General features: G+C 45.0%; 14 protein-coding genes and 1 tRNA gene. 8 read left to right on the top strand and 7 right to left on the bottom strand.

The genetic code is table 11. From position 1 onward, the window contains the following. Positions 1–36: 36 nt before the first annotated feature. Complete coding sequence (locus tag LKE40_07015; protein MCH3917198.1) at positions 37–897, top strand: AIPR family protein; 861 nt, start codon at positions 37–39, stop codon at positions 895–897. 55 nt (positions 898–952) lie between these two features. On the opposite strand, the gene LKE40_07010 is transcribed toward LKE40_07015, so the two are convergent. After that, positions 953–2,500: a transposase gene (locus LKE40_07010; GenBank protein MCH3917197.1), complete on the bottom strand. Its 1,548-nt coding sequence runs from the start codon at positions 2,498–2,500 to the stop codon at positions 953–955. A gap of 208 nt (positions 2,501–2,708) precedes the next feature. On the opposite strand from LKE40_07010, the gene LKE40_07005 reads away from it, so the two are divergent. After that, positions 2,709–3,779 (top strand): AIPR family protein, encoded by a 1,071-nt coding sequence (locus LKE40_07005; GenBank protein MCH3917196.1) that lies wholly within the window; start codon positions 2,709–2,711, stop codon positions 3,777–3,779. Between the two features lie 56 nt (positions 3,780–3,835). Here the strand turns inward: LKE40_07005 and LKE40_07000 are convergent, their stop codons facing one another. Further along, positions 3,836–4,333, bottom strand: coding sequence for a hypothetical protein (locus tag LKE40_07000; protein MCH3917195.1), 498 nt, complete (start codon positions 4,331–4,333; stop codon positions 3,836–3,838). Between the two features lie 232 nt (positions 4,334–4,565). Continuing rightward, positions 4,566–4,638, bottom strand: a tRNA-Phe gene (locus LKE40_06995). A 235-nt stretch (positions 4,639–4,873) separates the two neighbouring features. On the opposite strand from LKE40_06995, the gene LKE40_06990 reads away from it, so the two are divergent. Then, positions 4,874–5,827 (top strand): DNA-protecting protein DprA, encoded by a 954-nt coding sequence (locus LKE40_06990; protein ID MCH3917194.1) that lies wholly within the window; start codon positions 4,874–4,876, stop codon positions 5,825–5,827. A 77-nt stretch (positions 5,828–5,904) separates the two neighbouring features. Further along, positions 5,905–7,701 (top strand): alanine--tRNA ligase, encoded by a 1,797-nt coding sequence (locus LKE40_06985; protein ID MCH3917193.1) that lies wholly within the window; start codon positions 5,905–5,907, stop codon positions 7,699–7,701. A 92-nt stretch (positions 7,702–7,793) separates the two neighbouring features. Here the strand turns inward: LKE40_06985 and rlmN are convergent, their stop codons facing one another. Further along, on the bottom strand, positions 7,794–8,840 hold the full coding sequence (rlmN, locus tag LKE40_06980; protein ID MCH3917192.1) for a 23S rRNA (adenine(2503)-C(2))-methyltransferase RlmN: 1,047 nt from the start codon (positions 8,838–8,840) through the stop codon (positions 7,794–7,796). Between the two features lie 195 nt (positions 8,841–9,035). Here rlmN and LKE40_06975 point away from each other — a divergent pair, with 195 nt between their 5' ends. Continuing rightward, positions 9,036–9,557 carry a hypothetical protein gene (locus tag LKE40_06975; GenBank protein ID MCH3917191.1) on the top strand — a complete coding sequence of 174 codons (522 nt, stop codon included), beginning with the start codon at positions 9,036–9,038 and terminating at the stop codon, positions 9,555–9,557. A gap of 58 nt (positions 9,558–9,615) precedes the next feature. Here LKE40_06975 and hflX read toward each other — a convergent pair whose 3' ends face one another. Further along, the gene (gene hflX, locus LKE40_06970) at positions 9,616–10,935 is read right to left on the bottom strand and encodes a GTPase HflX (GenBank protein MCH3917190.1); all 1,320 of its coding nucleotides are present in this window, start codon (positions 10,933–10,935) and stop codon (positions 9,616–9,618) included. Between the two features lie 85 nt (positions 10,936–11,020). Between hflX and ychF the strand changes: the two genes are divergently transcribed. Next, the gene (gene ychF / locus LKE40_06965; protein ID MCH3917189.1) at positions 11,021–12,127 is read left to right on the top strand and encodes a redox-regulated ATPase YchF; all 1,107 of its coding nucleotides are present in this window, start codon (positions 11,021–11,023) and stop codon (positions 12,125–12,127) included. A 73-nt stretch (positions 12,128–12,200) separates the two neighbouring features. On the opposite strand, the gene LKE40_06960 is transcribed toward ychF, so the two are convergent. Further along, positions 12,201–12,911 carry a hypothetical protein gene (locus LKE40_06960; GenBank protein MCH3917188.1) on the bottom strand — a complete coding sequence of 237 codons (711 nt, stop codon included), beginning with the start codon at positions 12,909–12,911 and terminating at the stop codon, positions 12,201–12,203. Positions 12,912–13,182: 271 nt separating this feature from the next. Between LKE40_06960 and topA the strand changes: the two genes are divergently transcribed. Next, positions 13,183–15,735, top strand: coding sequence for a type I DNA topoisomerase (gene topA, locus LKE40_06955; protein ID MCH3917187.1), 2,553 nt, complete (start codon positions 13,183–13,185; stop codon positions 15,733–15,735). A gap of 3 nt (positions 15,736–15,738) precedes the next feature. After that, entirely contained in the window at positions 15,739–16,821 is a 1,083-nt protein-coding gene (locus LKE40_06950; protein ID MCH3917186.1) for a hypothetical protein, read from the top strand. Between the two features lie 4 nt (positions 16,822–16,825). Here the strand turns inward: LKE40_06950 and LKE40_06945 are convergent, their stop codons facing one another. Further along, a complete protein-coding gene (locus LKE40_06945; protein MCH3917185.1) occupies positions 16,826–17,860 on the bottom strand; it encodes an aminotransferase class V-fold PLP-dependent enzyme in 1,035 nt (344 codons plus the stop codon). Positions 17,861–17,865 lie beyond the last annotated feature (5 nt).

The following is a 17,865-nucleotide window of genomic DNA, read 5'->3' as shown; positions in this document are numbered from 1 at the left end:
ATAGTTGTTAGAATATAAAATTAGAAGGGATTTAAAATGATTGATTATAATCCAGGATTATTTAATAAACAAATTGGAACTGATATTCATGATATTCAGGAAGAATATGGTGAGATTGATTCGAAGCTTTCAAGGACATCATATGCGTTTAATTATTGGATATTGATAAACTTACTTCATAAGGATATTTCTGAATGTAAAGATCTTATCGAGGAATACAACGATAAGGGTGTTGATTGTTTTGGCTATTTTAAAGAAGACAAAGAGTTGTTTCTTATTCAAAGTAAGTACTATGGGGAAAATACTTCAATTTCGCGTGAAGATGTAAGTTATTTTTTGAATAGTCCGCTAGAAGCGTTACAGACTGGCACTTATTCGCGTTCGAAAGAATTGCAAAAAATATTTACCGATATAAAAAATGATAGCGATGCGGTTGTACATTTATTTTTTTGTTGCACAACTGAAAAAAAACTACCTGAGAGTACATTGAAAATGTTTGATTCTTTCAATAGAAATCGATTTGTGGATGAGGGATGTACTTATAAAGCTGAGTTTTTGGATTTGAAGAAATTATATGATGGATATTATGAACGTAGTTATACAGAGTCCCAAGCATTTACTTTTAAGTTGAAAACTTATATGGGAAAAGGCTATGCAGCAATAAATGAAGAATATAAATTAGATTTACCATATGAAGCCTATTATATTATTACACCTGTACTTGAGATTTTTAGATTATTAGAGGAGGCAGAAGCAAAACAATATCCAATCTTTGATAAGAACATTAGAGAATATTTAGGTGAAAGCGGGATTAATGGTGAAATTATTAAAACGTTAAGAGATGAGAAAAGAAGAAAATTTTTTCTTTATTATAATAATGGAATTACTGTTAATTAATGGTTTCCCAAATCTCAACACTATATAGTGCCTCAGACAGGGAAACCGTCATAGCCTATTGGACTGGCAACGGGTTCTTCCTCGGTCTCCCCGGACGTCTCTTCGGCCTGTCTGGATCGACGGGCTTCCTGGGCCTTCCTCTTTTCTTGGGTTCCGGAGAAACGTCCCGGGGTAGGATGCCCAATATCCTGAGGGTTTCTTCCGTGTGGGCAGTGAAACGGACGAACAGCCAGTCCCCGCCGTCGGTGATCCTGGCCTTCTTGGCGGACTTGAGCTCGCCCATTATCTCCGAATAGCTCATCTTCCGTGACAGTCCCGTATCATCAAACTCCCTGACCAACCTCATGGTCATCACCGAGGAGATGAAGTTGATGAATTCACTCCCTATGACCGAATAGTCCGAATGGACCTTGGTGTCGTCGAACTCCGTCGCCACCTTGTAGTAGCGGAAGCATTCCTCTATGAGCCACCTCCGGTCATACAGCCTGTAGACAAGGCCAGGACAGACGTCCAGGTCAGACTCGAAGACCACCGTGCCGAACTTCCTGCCTTTCTCCTCCATGGCCCGGGCGTCGTAGCCGTCCCTGCCCTTTATCCTTGCAAAGTAGTCCCTTTCCTCCTTCGCCGCCCTCTTCCTGTCATAGAAGGAATAAAGGTAGCAGCCCCTGGCCTTTGCCTTCTTGTACAGGACATCATGGTCCCTGTCTGCCAGCACGCCCTCATAGTCGTACATCCTGTTGTTCCCGATCCTCCTGTCGCTCCTCTTTATCGGGTTCAGCCAGCTGAGGCCGGGATTTTCCCTGAACACTTCTTCGGCCTGGCCCTTCGGGAACCCCTTGTCACCCATGAGGATGCCCTGCCGTATGCCTGTTTCCCGCAGGAATGCCTCATAGGCACGTCCGTCCACGATGTTGCCGGGGAAGACCTTCGAGCATACCGGCTCGTCGGTGTCTATGTCGTAGGCGAACAGGACGGATATGTCCTTCGTGCCTTTTGTCCTGGCTTTCCGTGAATAATGCGAAAGTGAGTTCACTGTGCTGCTGTCGGTCTTCAGCGTGCCGTCTATGGCTATGTGCTCTTCCGCCGCTATCCGCCCGGCCCTTGTCCTCATGAAGGTGGCTATGAGGGCACAGGACTTGCCCAGGTCCTGCAGGAAGCTGCAGATGCTGTTCTTGCCCATGGGCAGGGACGGGAACAGGATGCTCACCCAGCTCAGCTCGTACTTCAGGCAGGCCTTGTAGTAGGGCATGCCCCCATAGGCGACGCGAAGCATCGCCAGCACATAGATCCTCCTCGCGTCTGCCGCACTGAAGACGGCATCCAGCTCCGCCAGCAGGCCGGATGACAGCCGGTCCATGAGCTCGATCTCGGCAAAGTCCTTCAGGTCTATCGCCCTTGCTGAGACAGCCGTCCTTTCGGGGACGAATCTGCCGCCGATGATGTGGCCGACGGTCGCCCCGTTGACGGGGATGTTCCGCCCGTCCACCCTCCTGCATCCGATCCTCTGGATGACGGAGTACTTGCATATCCCGTTGCCCCTGTTCGCGACGACGATTGTATTCTTCGGTCTCTCGACCTTTCTGACAGCTTCCGGTACAGCCATTGTAAGACCTCGTTTATATAGTTTATATTATTGCATAATCTAAACTATATTTCAACGGGCTGGAGGCATAGCTGGAGCTTTTTCCCAAAGAAAAGGACCTCCATGGGAACACATCTGCAGCAGAAAGATGTTGGTATCAAGGGCTTGCAACTGATTTGTTGGACAGACAGGCGTATTATTCGGACATTTCAGGCCAGATTATATAGTGTTGAGATTTGGGAAACTATTAGTTAATTGTAGTGCTCGAATTTCTACCGACACTGATAATAATAAAAAAATTCTTTCACTTCCTCAGCCAAAGATTGTAAATGGATGTCAAACCGTTAATTCAATAAAATCCGCAGTAAGCGAAGTACCGGCATCACAGCGTTCGGTTTTTGATCGTAGTTATGTTTTACTTAAAGTTTTAGTTATTCCACAATCGTCAGATAACGAAGAGAATGATATATTCTATAGAAATGTGGTCAAATATACTAATAGACAAACTGCTGTTCCTGATAAAGCTTTTACTGTTTCCCAATTTGATAGTTTTCGTAAGCTGCAAGAAGGTTTTAAAAAGAGAGGTTTGTTTCTTTGTGTCAAGATGAGTGATAAGGAAAAATTTCGGTCTATGGGAAGGGAAGATAAACTTAACTATTTTCATAATTTTGAAGAATATAGAAAACTTTTTCCAGAAACCATTTCTGAGAATCCTTGTGCTCAGCATGACTTTGCCGCGCTTAGATTTGATTTGGAAAAAGTTTTGCAAGTTTTTATTGCTTTTTTTAATGATCCTGCTGTTGCCATTCAAGAAAAGAGTCACTTGCTGAAGCAAAAAACTGATTTATTTAAAGATTATGTTGTGAAATTGCAAGATCATATCTCATATGATGATTTAATATTGCTAACTTTATTATTTAACTATGCAGATAAAAATAAGAAAATTATAATACATGATCAATCAGTGCTTATATCTCCTTTTTATATAATTTCTTTTTTAGGGAGAATTATTAGAAAGAATGCATACGATGAGGATTTCCAACAAAAGACTGAGAATATATCTAAAATTCTGACAAATTGTTTTCGGTCTACTGAATCTTGGATGGAAGTTTATAAGGGTATAAGGACTTTGTGTCAATCATATATGAATATATGCTGTCAACATAACAGATGGGATTATAATACTATGATTAAACATCCTCTTGAAAAAAATGATTATCAACTGGCATATGATAACTGGAGTATCACTGTTACTTCAGAAGAAAAATACCTGAAACTTCCTGAAAATAGTACTGTATAAACGAAATTTCGCAGATAAAATTGCTGGTTTAGAACTGTGAATGTCAAGAAGATTTTTCAGAGATGTCCTGATCTCCTGAAAGTTGGAGGAAGTCTCTCTAGGTTAATAGCGGACATCTTGCTGAGTTCTTCCGAGGTGAATACCTGCCTTTCCTTTGCATCACTTACTGTGACCATTTTGACCCGTTCCGCCGGATTCTCGTTGAGATAATCTTCGCGTCGTGCGGTGTCCAGTACGTAGCGGTATGCGACAAGTATCTTGCTCTTTGTATCATCTGAGCGGGGAATGTCAAGGATGAAGTCTTCAATCATGACATCGTTGAGTCCCGATAATAGAAAATGTCCATGTTTAGGCAATATCCAATTGTCGAGCCGAGCCTGAAGTCCGCTGTAATAACTTTCGGGGAAATCATGATGACGCCTTTCATTGCGCTTTCTAAATCCATGAGGGTCTTCAGGCGTAAAGAATCCTGATGCAAACTCTGCAAGAGTAGGTTCGTAATCGTTGGTTGTTGGGAGGCCGTAATTTTTCAGCTGTGCTTCAGCCCAGAGCACTGTCTCCGTTCTATCAGCAGTACCGGTGGAATATCACTTGCCTGACTCTTCTTTGAAAGCCGCTCTGATGTTTTTTCCTTTTTTTTGGATCTGTAAGCTTTTTGCTTTTACTATGTATAAAATTAACGAGAAAATGCAAAATTTCTGGATATCTGGTATCCAAAATGGTATCTCAGGAACTGATTCTTTATTGTAATTTGATTTTTATTAAGAAGATAATCTTTTAAAGTTTTGCCGCCTCTCGGAATCGAACCGAGGACACAAGGATTTTCAGTCCTTTGCTCTACCAACTGAGCTAAAGCGGCATCAACGTTGTTGTTTATACACTGTATCAAAGGTTGTGTCAACATGGATTCTTGAAAAAGTAAGAAAACATTGGGTCTTTTGAGGAAGAGAAACATAGTAGGCTCTGGAGCCTGGATTGTTGGTGAAACATGTCTTTATTTTTCTTTGATATAAGCAAATAATATATTTCCAGCTGGTGTCTTCCTTTGTAATAGTTCGGTTGATTTGCCCTTTTTGTTGTGATAAGGTGTCCATATGGCAGACGAAAGGAAAATACAGGCTCTGAACTATGAGATTCTGATGGAAGCCTGTGGCAGAAAAGAAGATGTTGCAGGACATGCTTATGATGTCCTTGCTGGTTATTGTGACTTGTCAAAACCTATTGTACAAGAATTTCCATTCATCTCTGAAGTGCTCAATGTTGAGATTCCTGAAGTACAGAAAGCATATGACCATTGCTGTGCCTGTTTTGAAAAATTGCCACAGGATGCCATTGTCCTGGACAAGGATGATGTCCTGTGGCCATCACAGGTCAATGATTTTCCCTATTGCCCACGCTTCCTGTATGTGCAAGGAAGGACTGAACTGCTTGCACAGACAAGCCTTGCGGTAGTGGGAACCTTTGCACCATCACCTTGGGGCAAGGAATATGCAGAAAAAACAGCCGATGCATTGAATAAAGAAGGCGTCCTTGTTGCCAGTGGACTTGCCCTTGGCATTGATGGCTATGCCCAGGCCAGATGCATCAGGGATTTTGCTCCTACCTTGGCTGTCATCGCTACCTCGCTCGGGCAATACTATCCTCCTGAACATGAGAAGATCCAGCGTTTCATTGCAGAGGAAGGAGGCGTTGTCGTTACCCGTTTTGCTCCCTCTGCACCGACAGAGAAATGGCATCTGTTGTTCCGTAACCGCTTGATGAGTGCACTGACAGTCGGCTCGGTCATCGTCGAAGACCGGGAAGCGGGAAACGGGGTACGGCAAGCCAAGTTTGCACTTGGATATGGCAGAAAGCTATATCTGTATATCCATTTGGTCAATGACGGGAATTTCCAATGGCCCAAAGTCTATGCAAAGGAGGACGGTGTCGTGGTCATAAAGACACCTCAGGAACTGGCTCGGTTGATATCCGGGAGAAAGATTACCCGGAAAAAGAAAGGCAGTGCTGCAGAACGGGATGTACAGCTTTCCCTCTTTGATGACACGTAGCTCTTTTTTCTTCCATTTGCTTTGTTGTTGCAGAGATAAACTTGACAGGAAATAAGGCAATGCGTACTATCCTTGTTATGAATACAGACTTAACAGCAGACGCCTTGCGTCAGAACTTTATTGATTTCTTTGTGTCTAAGGGTCACAAGCAGATCAGCGGGGGCTCGCTGATTCCGGACAATGACCCGACTGTCTTGTTTACCACGGCAGGTATGCATCCCTTGGTACCCTACATACTGGGACAGGAACACCCTTCAGGCAACAAGCTGTGTGATTATCAGAAATGTATCAGAACGGGCGATATAGACTCAGTAGGTGATCCGCATCACCTGACTTTCTTTGAAATGCTAGGCAACTGGTCCTTGGGAGCTTATTTCAAGAAGGAAGCAATTGCATACAGTTTTGAATTTTTGACGAAAGTCCTTGGGATCGATGTGAACAGACTTTCGGTTACCGTCTTCGCAGGCGATGATGAAGTCCCACGTGATGACGAAGCTGCAGAAGCATGGATGTCCCATGGTATTCCGAAGGAAAGAATCTTCTATATGCCAAGATCGGACAACTGGTGGGGACCTGCCGGTGAAACCGGTCCCTGTGGTCCTGACAGTGAGATGTTCATAGATACCGGACGTCCGAAATGCGGTCCTGACTGTAAGCCCGGTTGTCCCTGCGGCAAGTACTTTGAAATCTGGAATGATGTGTTCATGGGCTTCAAGAAACTTGCAGATGGCAGTTATGTTGAAATGGACCGCAAGTGCGTCGATACCGGTATGGGCATCGAGAGGACTATCGCCATTCTTCAGGGTAAGAAGAATGTCTATGAAACTGAAGTGTTTCAGCCTATCATAAAAGGCATAGAATCGATTTCTTCAGTCAAGTATGGAGAAAGCGAAGAGACCGATATGTCAATCCGTATCCTTGCAGACCATATCCGTACCAGTGTCTTTATCCTTGGTGACCAGAAGGGAATCGGCCCTTCCAATGTCGGACAGGGCTATATCCTGCGCCGTTTGATCAGGCGTGCAGTACGTCATGGCAAGAAACTTGGCATTGAGGGAGAGTTTTTGAACAAGCTCGCTGCCATTGTCATTGATCTTTACAAGAAACCATATCCCGAACTGACCCAGCATACGGATTTTATCTATTCGGAACTTTCAGCTGAAGAAGCAAAATTCAGTACGACCCTTTCGAAGGGAGAGCGGGAATTCGAAAAGATGCTTCCGAACCTTCTGAAGGGCAATGCCAAGATGATTCCCGGACGGTTGGCGTTCAAGCTATACGATACCTATGGTTTCCCAATTGAACTCACCAGTGAGTTGGCAAAGGAAAATGGACTTACTGTTGATTTGGAAGGTTTCGAGAAGGCTTTTGGAAAGCATCAGCAGCTGAGCCGGAGCGGAGCAGAGCAGCAGTTCAAAGGTGGTCTTGCAGACCATAAGGCTGAGACGACAGCCCTCCATACGGCTACTCACCTGCTTCATCAGGCATTGCGGCAGGTCCTTGGCACTCATGTCGGGCAGAAAGGTTCCAACATAACCGTTGATCGTCTCCGTTTCGATTTTACTCATCCGAGGAAGATGACTTCCGAAGAGCTCCAGCAGGTCGAGGATATCGTCAATGAACAGATCAAGCGTGATTTGCCGGTCAAGTGTGAGACGATGAGTCTTGATGAGGCAAAAGCCCAAGGGGCAATTGCATTCTTTGACAGCAAATATGGCGAACAGGTTTCGGTCTATTCCATCGGAGATTTCTCCAAGGAAGTCTGTGGTGGCCCTCATGTTACCCATACCGGTGATATGGGACATTTCAAGATACTGAAGGAGCAATCTTCCAGTGCCGGAGTCCGCAGGATCAAGGCAGTATTGGAAAAATAAGCTGTTGCTTATTGATTAGGGTCTGTTTATAAAAGGAAATCCAAGTGTCATCTGCACTTGGATTCCTTTTTGATGTCTGAAGGAAAAGATATTTAGCTGTTTTCCTTTATATGTGTAGCCAATTGACCACAAGCTCCGTTGATGTTTCGACCTTTTGTGTATCTTCTTACATAGTAGACGCCGAAATCATTCAAGAATAGGCAGAACTTGTTGATTTCTTCCGTGGATGGTGTTTTCCATGGAAGTTCTGCGGCGGGATTCCATGGAATGAGATTGACGACACACAGCAATCCGTTTGTAAAGTCTGCCAATGCTTTTGCTGCGGTTTCGTCACAGTTGACGCCGGAGAGCATGCAATACTCAAGGGTGATTTTCTTACCTCCCTTGTTTTGGAAATGAATCAAGGACTGCCGGAGTTGCTTAAGGCCCCAACGGTCATTGATCGGCATGATGGATGAGCGCGTGGTATCTTCTGCACTGACCAGGGAAACAGCAAGTTTGATGGGGAAACCCAGTTCTGCCAGTTCATTGATACCGCTTACTATGCCACAGGTACTGATGGTAATTCTCCTCAAGCTCAGATTATAGGTATCTTCCCTATGGAAATATCGGATTGCAGCCAGTACGGCATGCATGTTTGCCATAGGTTCACCCATTCCCATGAAAACGATATGCGTGATATTTCCTAGCTTTGACAAATGTGCAAATTGTTCGATGATTTCTTCTGTTGCCAAGTTCCTGTAAAGTCCCATGGTACCTGTCCGACAAAATTTACAGCCCATGGCACAGCCGACTTGGCTTGATAGACAGGCTGAAAGATGACCTTCCTCATCCGTGAGAAGGACACATTCGATTACCTTGCCGTCAAAAAGTCGGATGGCGAGTTTCGTTGCTCCTGTTTCATCCTTTTGGGTATCGATGACTTGGGAAGAGTAGGTGCTGGGCATCAATGCCGAGAGCCTTTCCCGTTCGGCCTTGCTGAGGTTTGTCATTTCTTCGAAAGTAGAGGTACCTTTGACTATCCAATTGAATATCTGTTTGCCCTGAAAGGGTTTTTCAAGACCAAGTGCCTTGACCATGTCCTCAGGAGAAAGCCCGAAAAGTGACAATGGCGGGGTCAGTTTGGTAGTATCGTCCATAAAATTGCTCCTCGTACTGCATCATACTGAATAAGGGATGCTCTGGATAGCATTGCCCATTCTTTACAGAAAGAAATTCTATAGTTGAGTGGTATATTTGTTGAAAAACAAATAGTTTTTTACTTCCACAGAGACATGATGCATGGTATGATGGGCACAGATCAACTATCTGAGGGATACCTCAAGGAGAGACGAATGAAAAAGAAATTATTGCTGGCTGCAGTTTTTTGTGCGCTGGTACTTGCGCCTGTGAGTGCAAAGTCACTTAAGACAACTATCAAGGAACATACCTATACCGATGCTGATTTCAATCTTGGACTTGAAGTCGGTACGACTGAAGGGATTTCTGCCAAATATGTAGTCAACAAGAAGTTGACGATGGCAGGTTCTGTCGGATTCAATGTCCTTAACGATAAGACGATTGATATCTCTGCCTATTCCATGACTGAACTTTATGCATTTGAACTTGATGACAGGGATGACCTTCATGTATTCGGCGGTGTAGGTGGCATTGCCAACATTGCCTCTGACGGCAATACATTTGCCCTGACACCACTGGCAAATCTTGGTCTTGAGTGGGGATTGAATGACAACATGCCCATTGATTTTTATTTCCGTGTGTTCCCTGGTTATCGGATAGTCTTTAATAATGATTCGAGCATGAAAAGTCAGGTTGTGGTCGGCGCTTGCCTCGGTGCATACTGGAGATTTATCTGATAGTTTGTGCTGAAATATATGCGATAGGGCAGCCTTTGAGGGGCTGCCTTTTTATGCATCATTGCTGATGGAACTGTTTGACAGGGCCCTCATGACATGGCTTGATCCTGCAGGAAAGCGTGACAGTTCGGTCTGCATAAATGATATCTTCTATCTTTGCCGTACGGTGCAGATAGGCAATCAGATCCTGCTTTTCTGCAGGAATGACGTAGGTTACCAAAGGCAGGTTTCCATAGCAGACATCTTCCAATGCATCAAGGACCTTTGTCATGTCCTTGTCCTGCTTGACACTGACTTCCAGTGCATCCGGAACCATTGACTTAAGCCGGCTGATGGAAAACGTGTCTTCTACAGCATCCATCTTGTTGATCAGTGTAACGGTCGGCTTGTCTTTGCAACCCAATTCTTCCAGTACCTGTCTGGTGGTTTCGTAACATCCCAACATGTCAGGATGAGATGCGTCACAGACAATCAGCAAAGCATCGGCATAGGTTGCCTCTTCCAATGTGGATTTGAAAGACTCTACCAATTGATGCGGCAGGTCGCTGACAAAACCGACGGTATCCGTAAGGATGATTCTGTTTCCATCAGGAAGGTTTACTTGTTTGCTGGTGGTATCCAAGGTGGCAAACAGCTTGAACTCAACCAGTACGTCAGCTCCTGTCAGTCTCCTGAGCAATGAGCTTTTTCCGCTGTTGGTATAGCCGACGATAGCGACGTTCGGTACTTGATGTTCCATACGTTGCTTTCTCTGGCTGTTTCGCTGTGTCTTGACTTTTTGCAATTCCTTTTTTATCTGGCTGATCTTTGCCTGTACTATCCTGCGGTCAAGTTCCAGTTGGGTTTCACCTTCACCTTTTGTTCCTTTGACACCGCCATGCTGACGGGACAGGTTCGTCCAGGCCCGTGTCAGACGTGGCAGGGAATATTCCAGCCTGGCCAGCTCAATCTGAAGCTTTGCTTCTTTTGTCTGTGCCCTGTTTGCAAAAATCTGGAGGATGACCTCCTGCCTGTCGATTACACAAAGTCCCGTAGCCTGTTCAAGGTTCCTTTGTACCCGTGGATTCAGATCACAGTCAAAGATGATGATCCCAGCACCTGTATTTGAAGCTTCTTCGAACAATTCCGTTACCTTGCCGCTGCCTATAAGGGTCGCACTGTTGGCTGATCGAATTGGAATGAACATGTAACCGACACTTTTAAGTCCCATTGTCGTTACCAAGGACAGTAGTTCCTGTCCTCTTTGTTCTGCCTGGTGGTCTGTTTCCTCTTTTCTCAATACGATTGCCAGAAATGCAGCAGGTACATCTTCCTGAACCTCAATCATCTGTGCAGGTCCGCGATAATCTGTCGGGAAATCCTGCTTGTCTTTTTTCATCGTCGAAACTCTACTGCGGGTTTTCAGATATGTCAATCTATGGTATAGTGCGTCCGAATGAACTTGAAGTATAAAGAGGCACAACATGGGTTTGAACTGTGGCATCGTCGGGCTACCGAATGTTGGTAAATCGACGATTTTTTCTGCATTGACGAGTGCTCCGGCTGAAGCCGCCAATTATCCTTTCTGCACGATTGACCCCAATGTCGGAATGGTCAATGTACCGGATCCCAGGCTTGACCATATCGTATCACTCATTCCCACTGCCAAAGTGATTCCTGCGACCTTTGAATTCGTAGATATAGCAGGATTGGTGAAGGGTGCTTCACAAGGTGAAGGCTTGGGTAACAGATTCTTGGCTTCCATCAGGGAAGTAGGCGTCATTGCACATGTAGTAAGATGCTTTGATGACCCTGATATCATCCATGTCAACAACAAGATTGATCCTGCAGATGATATAGATACGATTGACATTGAACTTGCTTTGGCTGATCTTGATACTGTTGAGAAGAGATATGCAAAAATTACGAAGATGGCCAGAGTCAACAAGGAAGCACAGAAAGCCAATGAAAAACTGTTGCCTATCCTTGAACGGTTGAAGGAATGTCTCGGGGAGGGAAAACTTGCCCGTAGCTTGCAGCTTGATGATGATGAACTTGAAGCTGTCTATGACATGCACCTTATTACCTTGAAGCCTGTCATCTATGTATGCAATGTCGATGAAGACCATGTATTGGAAGACAATGATTATGTCCGGGCTGTGAGAAAGATTGCTGAGAAAGAAGGTTCTGAAGTCGTGGTAATCTGCGGCAAGATTGAAGCAGAGATTGCGGAGATGGACAGCGAAGCTGACAGAAAGGAATTCTTGGAAGCCCTTGGGCTAGAGGAATCCGGTCTCAATCAGCTTATCAGGAGTGCTTACCATATCCTTGGCATGCGGACTTTCTTTACCGCAGGCAGCGACGAAGACAGGGCATGGACTTTCAAGGCTGGCTATAAGGCTCCGCAGACTGCAGGGATCATCCATACTGATTTTGAGAAGGGTTTCATCAAGGCAGAAGTATATAATTGCGAAGACCTCTTTGCTTATGGAAGTGAGCTGAAAGTCAGAGAAGCCGGTAAATTACGGCTTGAAGGCAAGGATTATCTGGTACAGGATGGAGACATCATGCATTTCCGTTTCAATGTATAAATAAAGATGTTTTTGAGAAAAATAACAGGGACTGTGAATTGAGCCACAGTCCCTGCTTGCTTCTGTACCTTGCTTACCAACTCAGAGAAAATTGCATCGGTTTGTTGAGCAAGAGGAAATCGATAAGCGGGAACTGGAATCGGAAGGTAGTTGCATCGACTTTGGTACCTCCTGAGCAGAAAGTAATCGGTGCAGGGGCCTTGATGTTTATGGTAATGGTTGAATTCCTGATAGCATCAGGTCCTTCATCACCCAGCATGAAGGAAATCATATCAAGGTAATCCTTTTCGCTCATGCCCTGGTTGTATGCAGGGCCGAAAGTCTCGAAGTTCGGGTCGGAAAGGAACGGTATGACTTTTACCAGCTGGTTATAGTTGTTGATGTCCAGGTAGAATTTCAAGGTAGTACCGTCAAGGGTAAGCAATGTCTGGTCCTTGTCTCCGCCCAAATCGGTGATCAAGGCATTGAGCTGCGCAAAATCAAAGTTTCCTACATAATTGTTGTTGTCAGTTTTCGTAAATTTGACGTTGCTTGTCGTTTTTCCTTTTTCCAGGGCTGAGGAAAGATTGTGCATCGAAGCATCCATTACAGTCGTATGTGCGTCGGTCTGGGACGAAAGGTCGGAAAAGTCCTTGAGAACGGAAATGAAGAAATCCTGGACGCCGATATCGGCCGTAGATGAACCGCTGCCATTTTGCTGTATCGACAGGTTTTCTGTCACGACACAGGAAGAAAATGTCAGGATTGCCAAAGTTGTCAAGCAAGCTATACCTATATGTTTCACGTGCGGTGCTCCTTTCTTTTAGTGAATGTACCCGGTTTTACTTTCTCCGTGCAAGGGGCCAAGGGACCAGGCAAAGACCTTTGCCTGCCTTTTTCAAAAAAAACAAGCAAAAAACGCAAAGGTATCCTTTCTGGAGCAAATTTATCCGTTTGCTATCTCATTTATTGCAATTTCGTACCTATAAAGAGATATTTATACGTTGACAAAACCCTGACTGCTTTTTATAACATGTAGACTATGTATACTTTACAAGAATACGACGGAGAAGATTATGGGAAATGAACCAAGGCCGAAAACGCTGATCATCGTAGAATCACCGACAAAAGCCAAGACCATAAAGAAATTCCTGCCGGGCAACTGTACTGTTGTGGCCAGTTATGGCCATATCAGGGAGCTTGATCCATCAAACGATGCCGTTGACGTAGATAATGGCTTCAAGCCTCATTATGTATTGTCCAGTGACAAGAAGGATATTGTCAGGAAACTTAAGGATGAGCTTGCAGATGCACAATACCTACTGCTTGCTACTGATGAAGATAGGGAAGGTGAAAGTATTTCATGGCATCTGCTCCAGGTACTCAAACCAAAAGTCCCTTACAGACGGATGGTATTTCATGAAATTACAAAGTCTGCCATTCTCAAGGCATTGGAAGGTGGCAGAGAGCTTGATATCAATATGGTACATGCCCAGGAAGCACGGAGGATTATCGACCGTCTGTTCGGTTATGATGTCTCTTCCCTTGTCGGCAGCAAGCTTGCAAACCGTAAGCTTTCAGCAGGAAGGGTACAGTCTCCTGGCCTGAAACTGACTGTTGAACGTGAGAAACAGAGGATTCTTTTCAAGAAAAGTGTATATTTTGATGCCAAGGCAGATCTTGACAGCGGTAAGGGAACATTTGAGGCCCGACTTACTGCCTACAAGGGAAAGAACCTTGCAGGGAGCAAGGACTTCGACTCGACGACAGGTGTATATAAGCAATCTCCATCGGTGCTCAGGTTGGATGAGAGAGAAGTTGATATCCTGGTTGCCGAACTTAAAAAGGAGCCCTACATCGTTTCAGGAATTGAATCGAAACCTACTATTTCACATCCTGCATTTCCGTTCATTACCAGCACGCTCCAGCAGGAAGCAATCAGGAAGCTTGGGTTCAGTTCGAAGGAGACAATGAGCGTCGCGCAGAGGCTGTATGAAAATGGGCTGATTACGTACATGAGGACTGATAGCCCGACTTTGAGCCAGGAAGGTATAAACGGAGCACGCGAAGGAGTCGAAGCCCTTTACGGAAAAGCCTATCTCTCTCCTTCACCCCGTCAGTTCAAGGCCAAGAGTGCCGAGGCCCAGGAAGCACATGAAGCCATCCGTCCGGCAGGTGAACATTTCTGCAATCCGCAGGATAGTGGCCTCAAGGGGAAAGATCTGGCTCTATACCGTCTGGTCTGGTCCCGGACAATGGCTACCCAGATGGCAGACGCCAAGAAAAACATTACAACGGTGAAAATAAAAGCAGGTGAAGGAACCTTTACGGCCAGTGGTACGCAGATCGTGTTTCCAGGATTCCTCAGGGCCTATGTAGAAGGCAAGGAAGACCCTGAGGCCGCCCTTGAAGACAAGGAGAAACTTCTCCCTGCCCTGGAGGAAGGGCAACAGCTTACGCTTCTTGACTTACTGAAGAATGCACATGAAACAAAGGCTCCCAGCCGATTCACTGAGGCTTCACTTGTCCAGGAACTTGAAAAGCTAGGTATCGGGAGACCCTCAACCTATGCCACCATCATCGATACATTGCTGAAACGGGATTACCTGGAGAAAGATGGGCACGCGTTGGTTCCGACTTTTGTCGGTTTTGCTGTATGCCAATATCTTGACAACAGTTTTCCCCAGTACGTTGACTACGACTTTACTCGGAAGATGGAAGGCGATCTCGACAAGATAGCAGAAGAAAAAGAAAATGAACTGACACTTCTTACTGATTTCTATTTTGGGAATGATGGATTGGAGAAAAGGATAGAAAATCAGAAGAAAGCAGATGATAAACTAGTTGCAAAGACTCTCTGCTTGCCGCAAGTCAGTCCTGAAAATCCTATCATGATAGGTCCTTATGGGCCGTATGTATTGGGAAAAGAGCAGGATGGCAAGAGGGAATATATTAACTTGCCCAAGGACTGGATGCCTGGCACGATTACCGATGAAGATGTCAAGAATCTGATCAAGCAGGGCAAACAGTCAAATCAACCGAAGGTCATCGGAAAACTTGACGGAGAGGATGTATTGTTGTGCAATGGCCGTTTTGGACCGTACTGGCAACTTGGTCAGATGAAAGGAAAAGAAAAACCAAAACGCGCAAGTATCCCTACATGGATGCAGGAAAGCGAAGCTGCTTCAGATATCGAAACAGCTACCCGTTATCTTCGTCTTCCCCGAATACTCGGCAATACGGAAGATGGCAGGCAGATTATTGCAAACAAAGGTAAATATGGCCCTTACATCAGCGATGGTGAAAAGACTGCCAGACTGGACCGGAGAGACCATGATGCACAGCTTTTCTCGATAGACCTTGATGAAGGTTTGCATTTGCTTGCTGCTGGTTCGGCAACTGCCGGAAAGGGAAAAGGAAAAGGTGTCAGGACCAAGGCCGTTGCATTGAAAAGCTTCGGAAAGGTTGACGGACAGGATGTCGGTCTGTATAACGGAAGGTATGGGTTTTATCTGAAATGGGGCACTAAAAACGTGAGCCTTCCTGCTGGTTTCAAAAAAACGGAGCAAAAAGCAATGGAATTGGATAAAAAAGCTATTGCTGAGATCATTCATAAGAGTGGTAAATAGCTTATGTCAGTATTCCATCATAGAAAGCCGGTAGCAAAAGTAAGTGGTGATGTACTTGTAAAACAATTGTCTTCCGATTTCTCTGTCAGTGAGAGTCGGGTAACTACCTTGCTTCAAGGTGCAGGTATCAAGGTCGGTGAGGGAATCCTTCTTGAGGATCTTCCCCTTTGCCGTGAGATACTGAGCTGCAGCCTTTTGAAATTTGACCTGTATAAAAAAGACGGTACCTTTACCGATACTTTGGATGCGCAGCTGAAAGATTTTGATGAAATCTATGTTGATACGGCTCCTCTGATCCATAAAGATTGGTTCTTCTATTTCCTGGCTAATGTAATGCCCATGCTGAGACGCAGGCGCATGCGCCTGGTCATCTTGGAAAAGACAATGGAGGAACTCCATGGCCTGAAGAATAACAACGAGAAGGACCGGGAAGTACAGATAAGGGCTATGATCCTGCCGAGCCTGATCAAGAATCTGGCTCGCAAAGGTTTCATAAGGATACGGGATACCGGAAGCATCGGCATTGCTGATGATCATCTTATTTCTTTGTTCAGGAAACGTGGGGTAAATTTCAATATTCTTTTGATCACCCAGGACAGGGGACTAAGCGAACGTGTCGTACGTTTGGATGATGAACTTTCAAGAGGTTTTCAGATTCCTCATAGAAGTCTGTGGTATCGTTTGACCCATAGCGGAGAGGATCTTGATTTTATCAAGAAACGGTTGGAAGTATGCAAACTGGAGGACGATGGCTCTCTCAAACGGCTTTATATCTGTCCGTCCTGCCAGGAAAGCTACTATGATGAAATGAGTGATTATCCTGGCTATGTTCCTTGCTCCCGTTGTGTACTTACTCACATGGAACTAAAAAAACAACAGCATGAGGAAGCTAAGAAAGCTCAGGAAATTGAGGCGGAAAGGAACCGGGTTCGCCAACAGGAAATTGACCGGATTGAAGCAGAGAAAGAAAAGTTGCGTCATACCATGACCGTCGGTAAGAAAATAACCTATAGGAAGAGACGAAGGATTGCTGCTTGTATTGCTTTCGCGTTGCTGGTACTTTTGGCTTTCCTCCTTGCTCAGTAGTATTTTAGTCCTTTTCCAATAATGCTCCTAAAGCCTGGATGAAGTTATGGACTGTTTTCATCGGTGTTGCCCATGAGGTAACCAGCCTGACGGCACTGTGGTTGCTGTCTGTTTTTTGCCATGTGTAAAAGGAATAGTCTTTTTCCAGCTGTGCAATTACTGTATCTTCGAGAATAGGGAATATCTGATTTGTAGGTGAATCAATGAGGAACGGGATACCCATTTTTCCCATTTCCTCTGCAAGTTTCTGGGCACAGTCAATGCTGTGCCCGGCTAGCTTGAAGTATAAACCGTCCTGTAGGAGTTGTTCAAACTGTATGCCCAATACTGCTCCCTTGGCAAGCAATGCTCCCCGTTGCTTTGCAAGGTAGCGTATGTCCTCCTGCATTTCTTTTTTTCTGATGACCAAAGCTTCACCTAACAAAGCTCCGATTTTTGTGCCACCGATGGAAAAGGCATCGGTAAGCATATACATATCCTGCAAGGAAAGGTCATTCCCTGCCGCTTCGAGCGCACAGCCGAGCCTGGCTCCGTCACAGTAGAGTATCAGTCCTTTCTGATCACAGAATGTCCTGAGTTCAATAAGTTCTTTTTTTGTATATATCGTGCCCAGTTCAGTTGGATTTGAGATATAGACAAGTCTGGGCTTTACCATATGCTCAAAATAGTGTGCATCAAGCAAAGGTTGGAGAAGGGGCGGTGAAAGTTTCCCGTCGGTTGTTTCGGCAGTGACGATTTTATGACCTGTAGCCTCGATTGCTCCAGTTTCATGGGTGGCTATATGGGCCGTCGTTGCACCCATACAAGCTTCATGTGGTCTGAGTGCACTGCTGATGGCAAGCAGGTTTGTCTGGGTACCTCCTGTAAGGAAGATGACTTCAGCATCCTTGTCTTTGACAAGCTCCCTTATCAGATCCTTTGCCCTGAGGCTATGCTTGTCCAGGCCGTAGCCTTCTTCTTGCGTGAAGCCAGTTGCTTCCAGTGCTTTCAGTATGTCAGGATGTGCTCCCTCACTGTAATCATTCATGAAACTATACATCTGTG

This window comes from Spirochaetia bacterium, from assembly GCA_022482625.1.
Classification (GTDB): domain Bacteria; phylum Spirochaetota; class Spirochaetia; order Sphaerochaetales; family Sphaerochaetaceae; genus Pleomorphochaeta.
The sequence above is the reverse complement of the archived record's forward strand: the minus strand, read 5'-3'. Positions and strand labels throughout refer to the sequence as shown.

Excerpts from the sequence above, each read along its gene's own strand:
- LKE40_07015 (MCH3917198.1), top strand. The coding sequence starts at position 37 with ATGATTGATTATAATCCAGGATTATTTAATAAACAAATTGGAACTGAT.
- LKE40_07010 (MCH3917197.1), bottom strand. The coding sequence starts at position 2,500 with ATGGCTGTACCGGAAGCTGTCAGAAAGGTCGAGAGACCGAAGAATACA.
- LKE40_06990 (MCH3917194.1), top strand. The coding sequence starts at position 4,874 with ATGGCAGACGAAAGGAAAATACAGGCTCTGAACTATGAGATTCTGATG.
- LKE40_06985 (MCH3917193.1), top strand. The coding sequence starts at position 5,905 with ATGAATACAGACTTAACAGCAGACGCCTTGCGTCAGAACTTTATTGAT.
- rlmN (MCH3917192.1), bottom strand. The coding sequence starts at position 8,840 with ATGGACGATACTACCAAACTGACCCCGCCATTGTCACTTTTCGGGCTT.
- LKE40_06975 (MCH3917191.1), top strand. The coding sequence starts at position 9,036 with ATGAAAAAGAAATTATTGCTGGCTGCAGTTTTTTGTGCGCTGGTACTT.
- hflX (MCH3917190.1), bottom strand. The coding sequence starts at position 10,935 with ATGAAAAAAGACAAGCAGGATTTCCCGACAGATTATCGCGGACCTGCA.
- ychF (MCH3917189.1), top strand. The coding sequence starts at position 11,021 with ATGGGTTTGAACTGTGGCATCGTCGGGCTACCGAATGTTGGTAAATCG.
- topA (MCH3917187.1), top strand. The coding sequence starts at position 13,183 with ATGGGAAATGAACCAAGGCCGAAAACGCTGATCATCGTAGAATCACCG.
- LKE40_06950 (MCH3917186.1), top strand. The coding sequence starts at position 15,739 with ATGTCAGTATTCCATCATAGAAAGCCGGTAGCAAAAGTAAGTGGTGAT.
- LKE40_06945 (MCH3917185.1), bottom strand. The coding sequence starts at position 17,860 with ATGTATAGTTTCATGAATGATTACAGTGAGGGAGCACATCCTGACATA.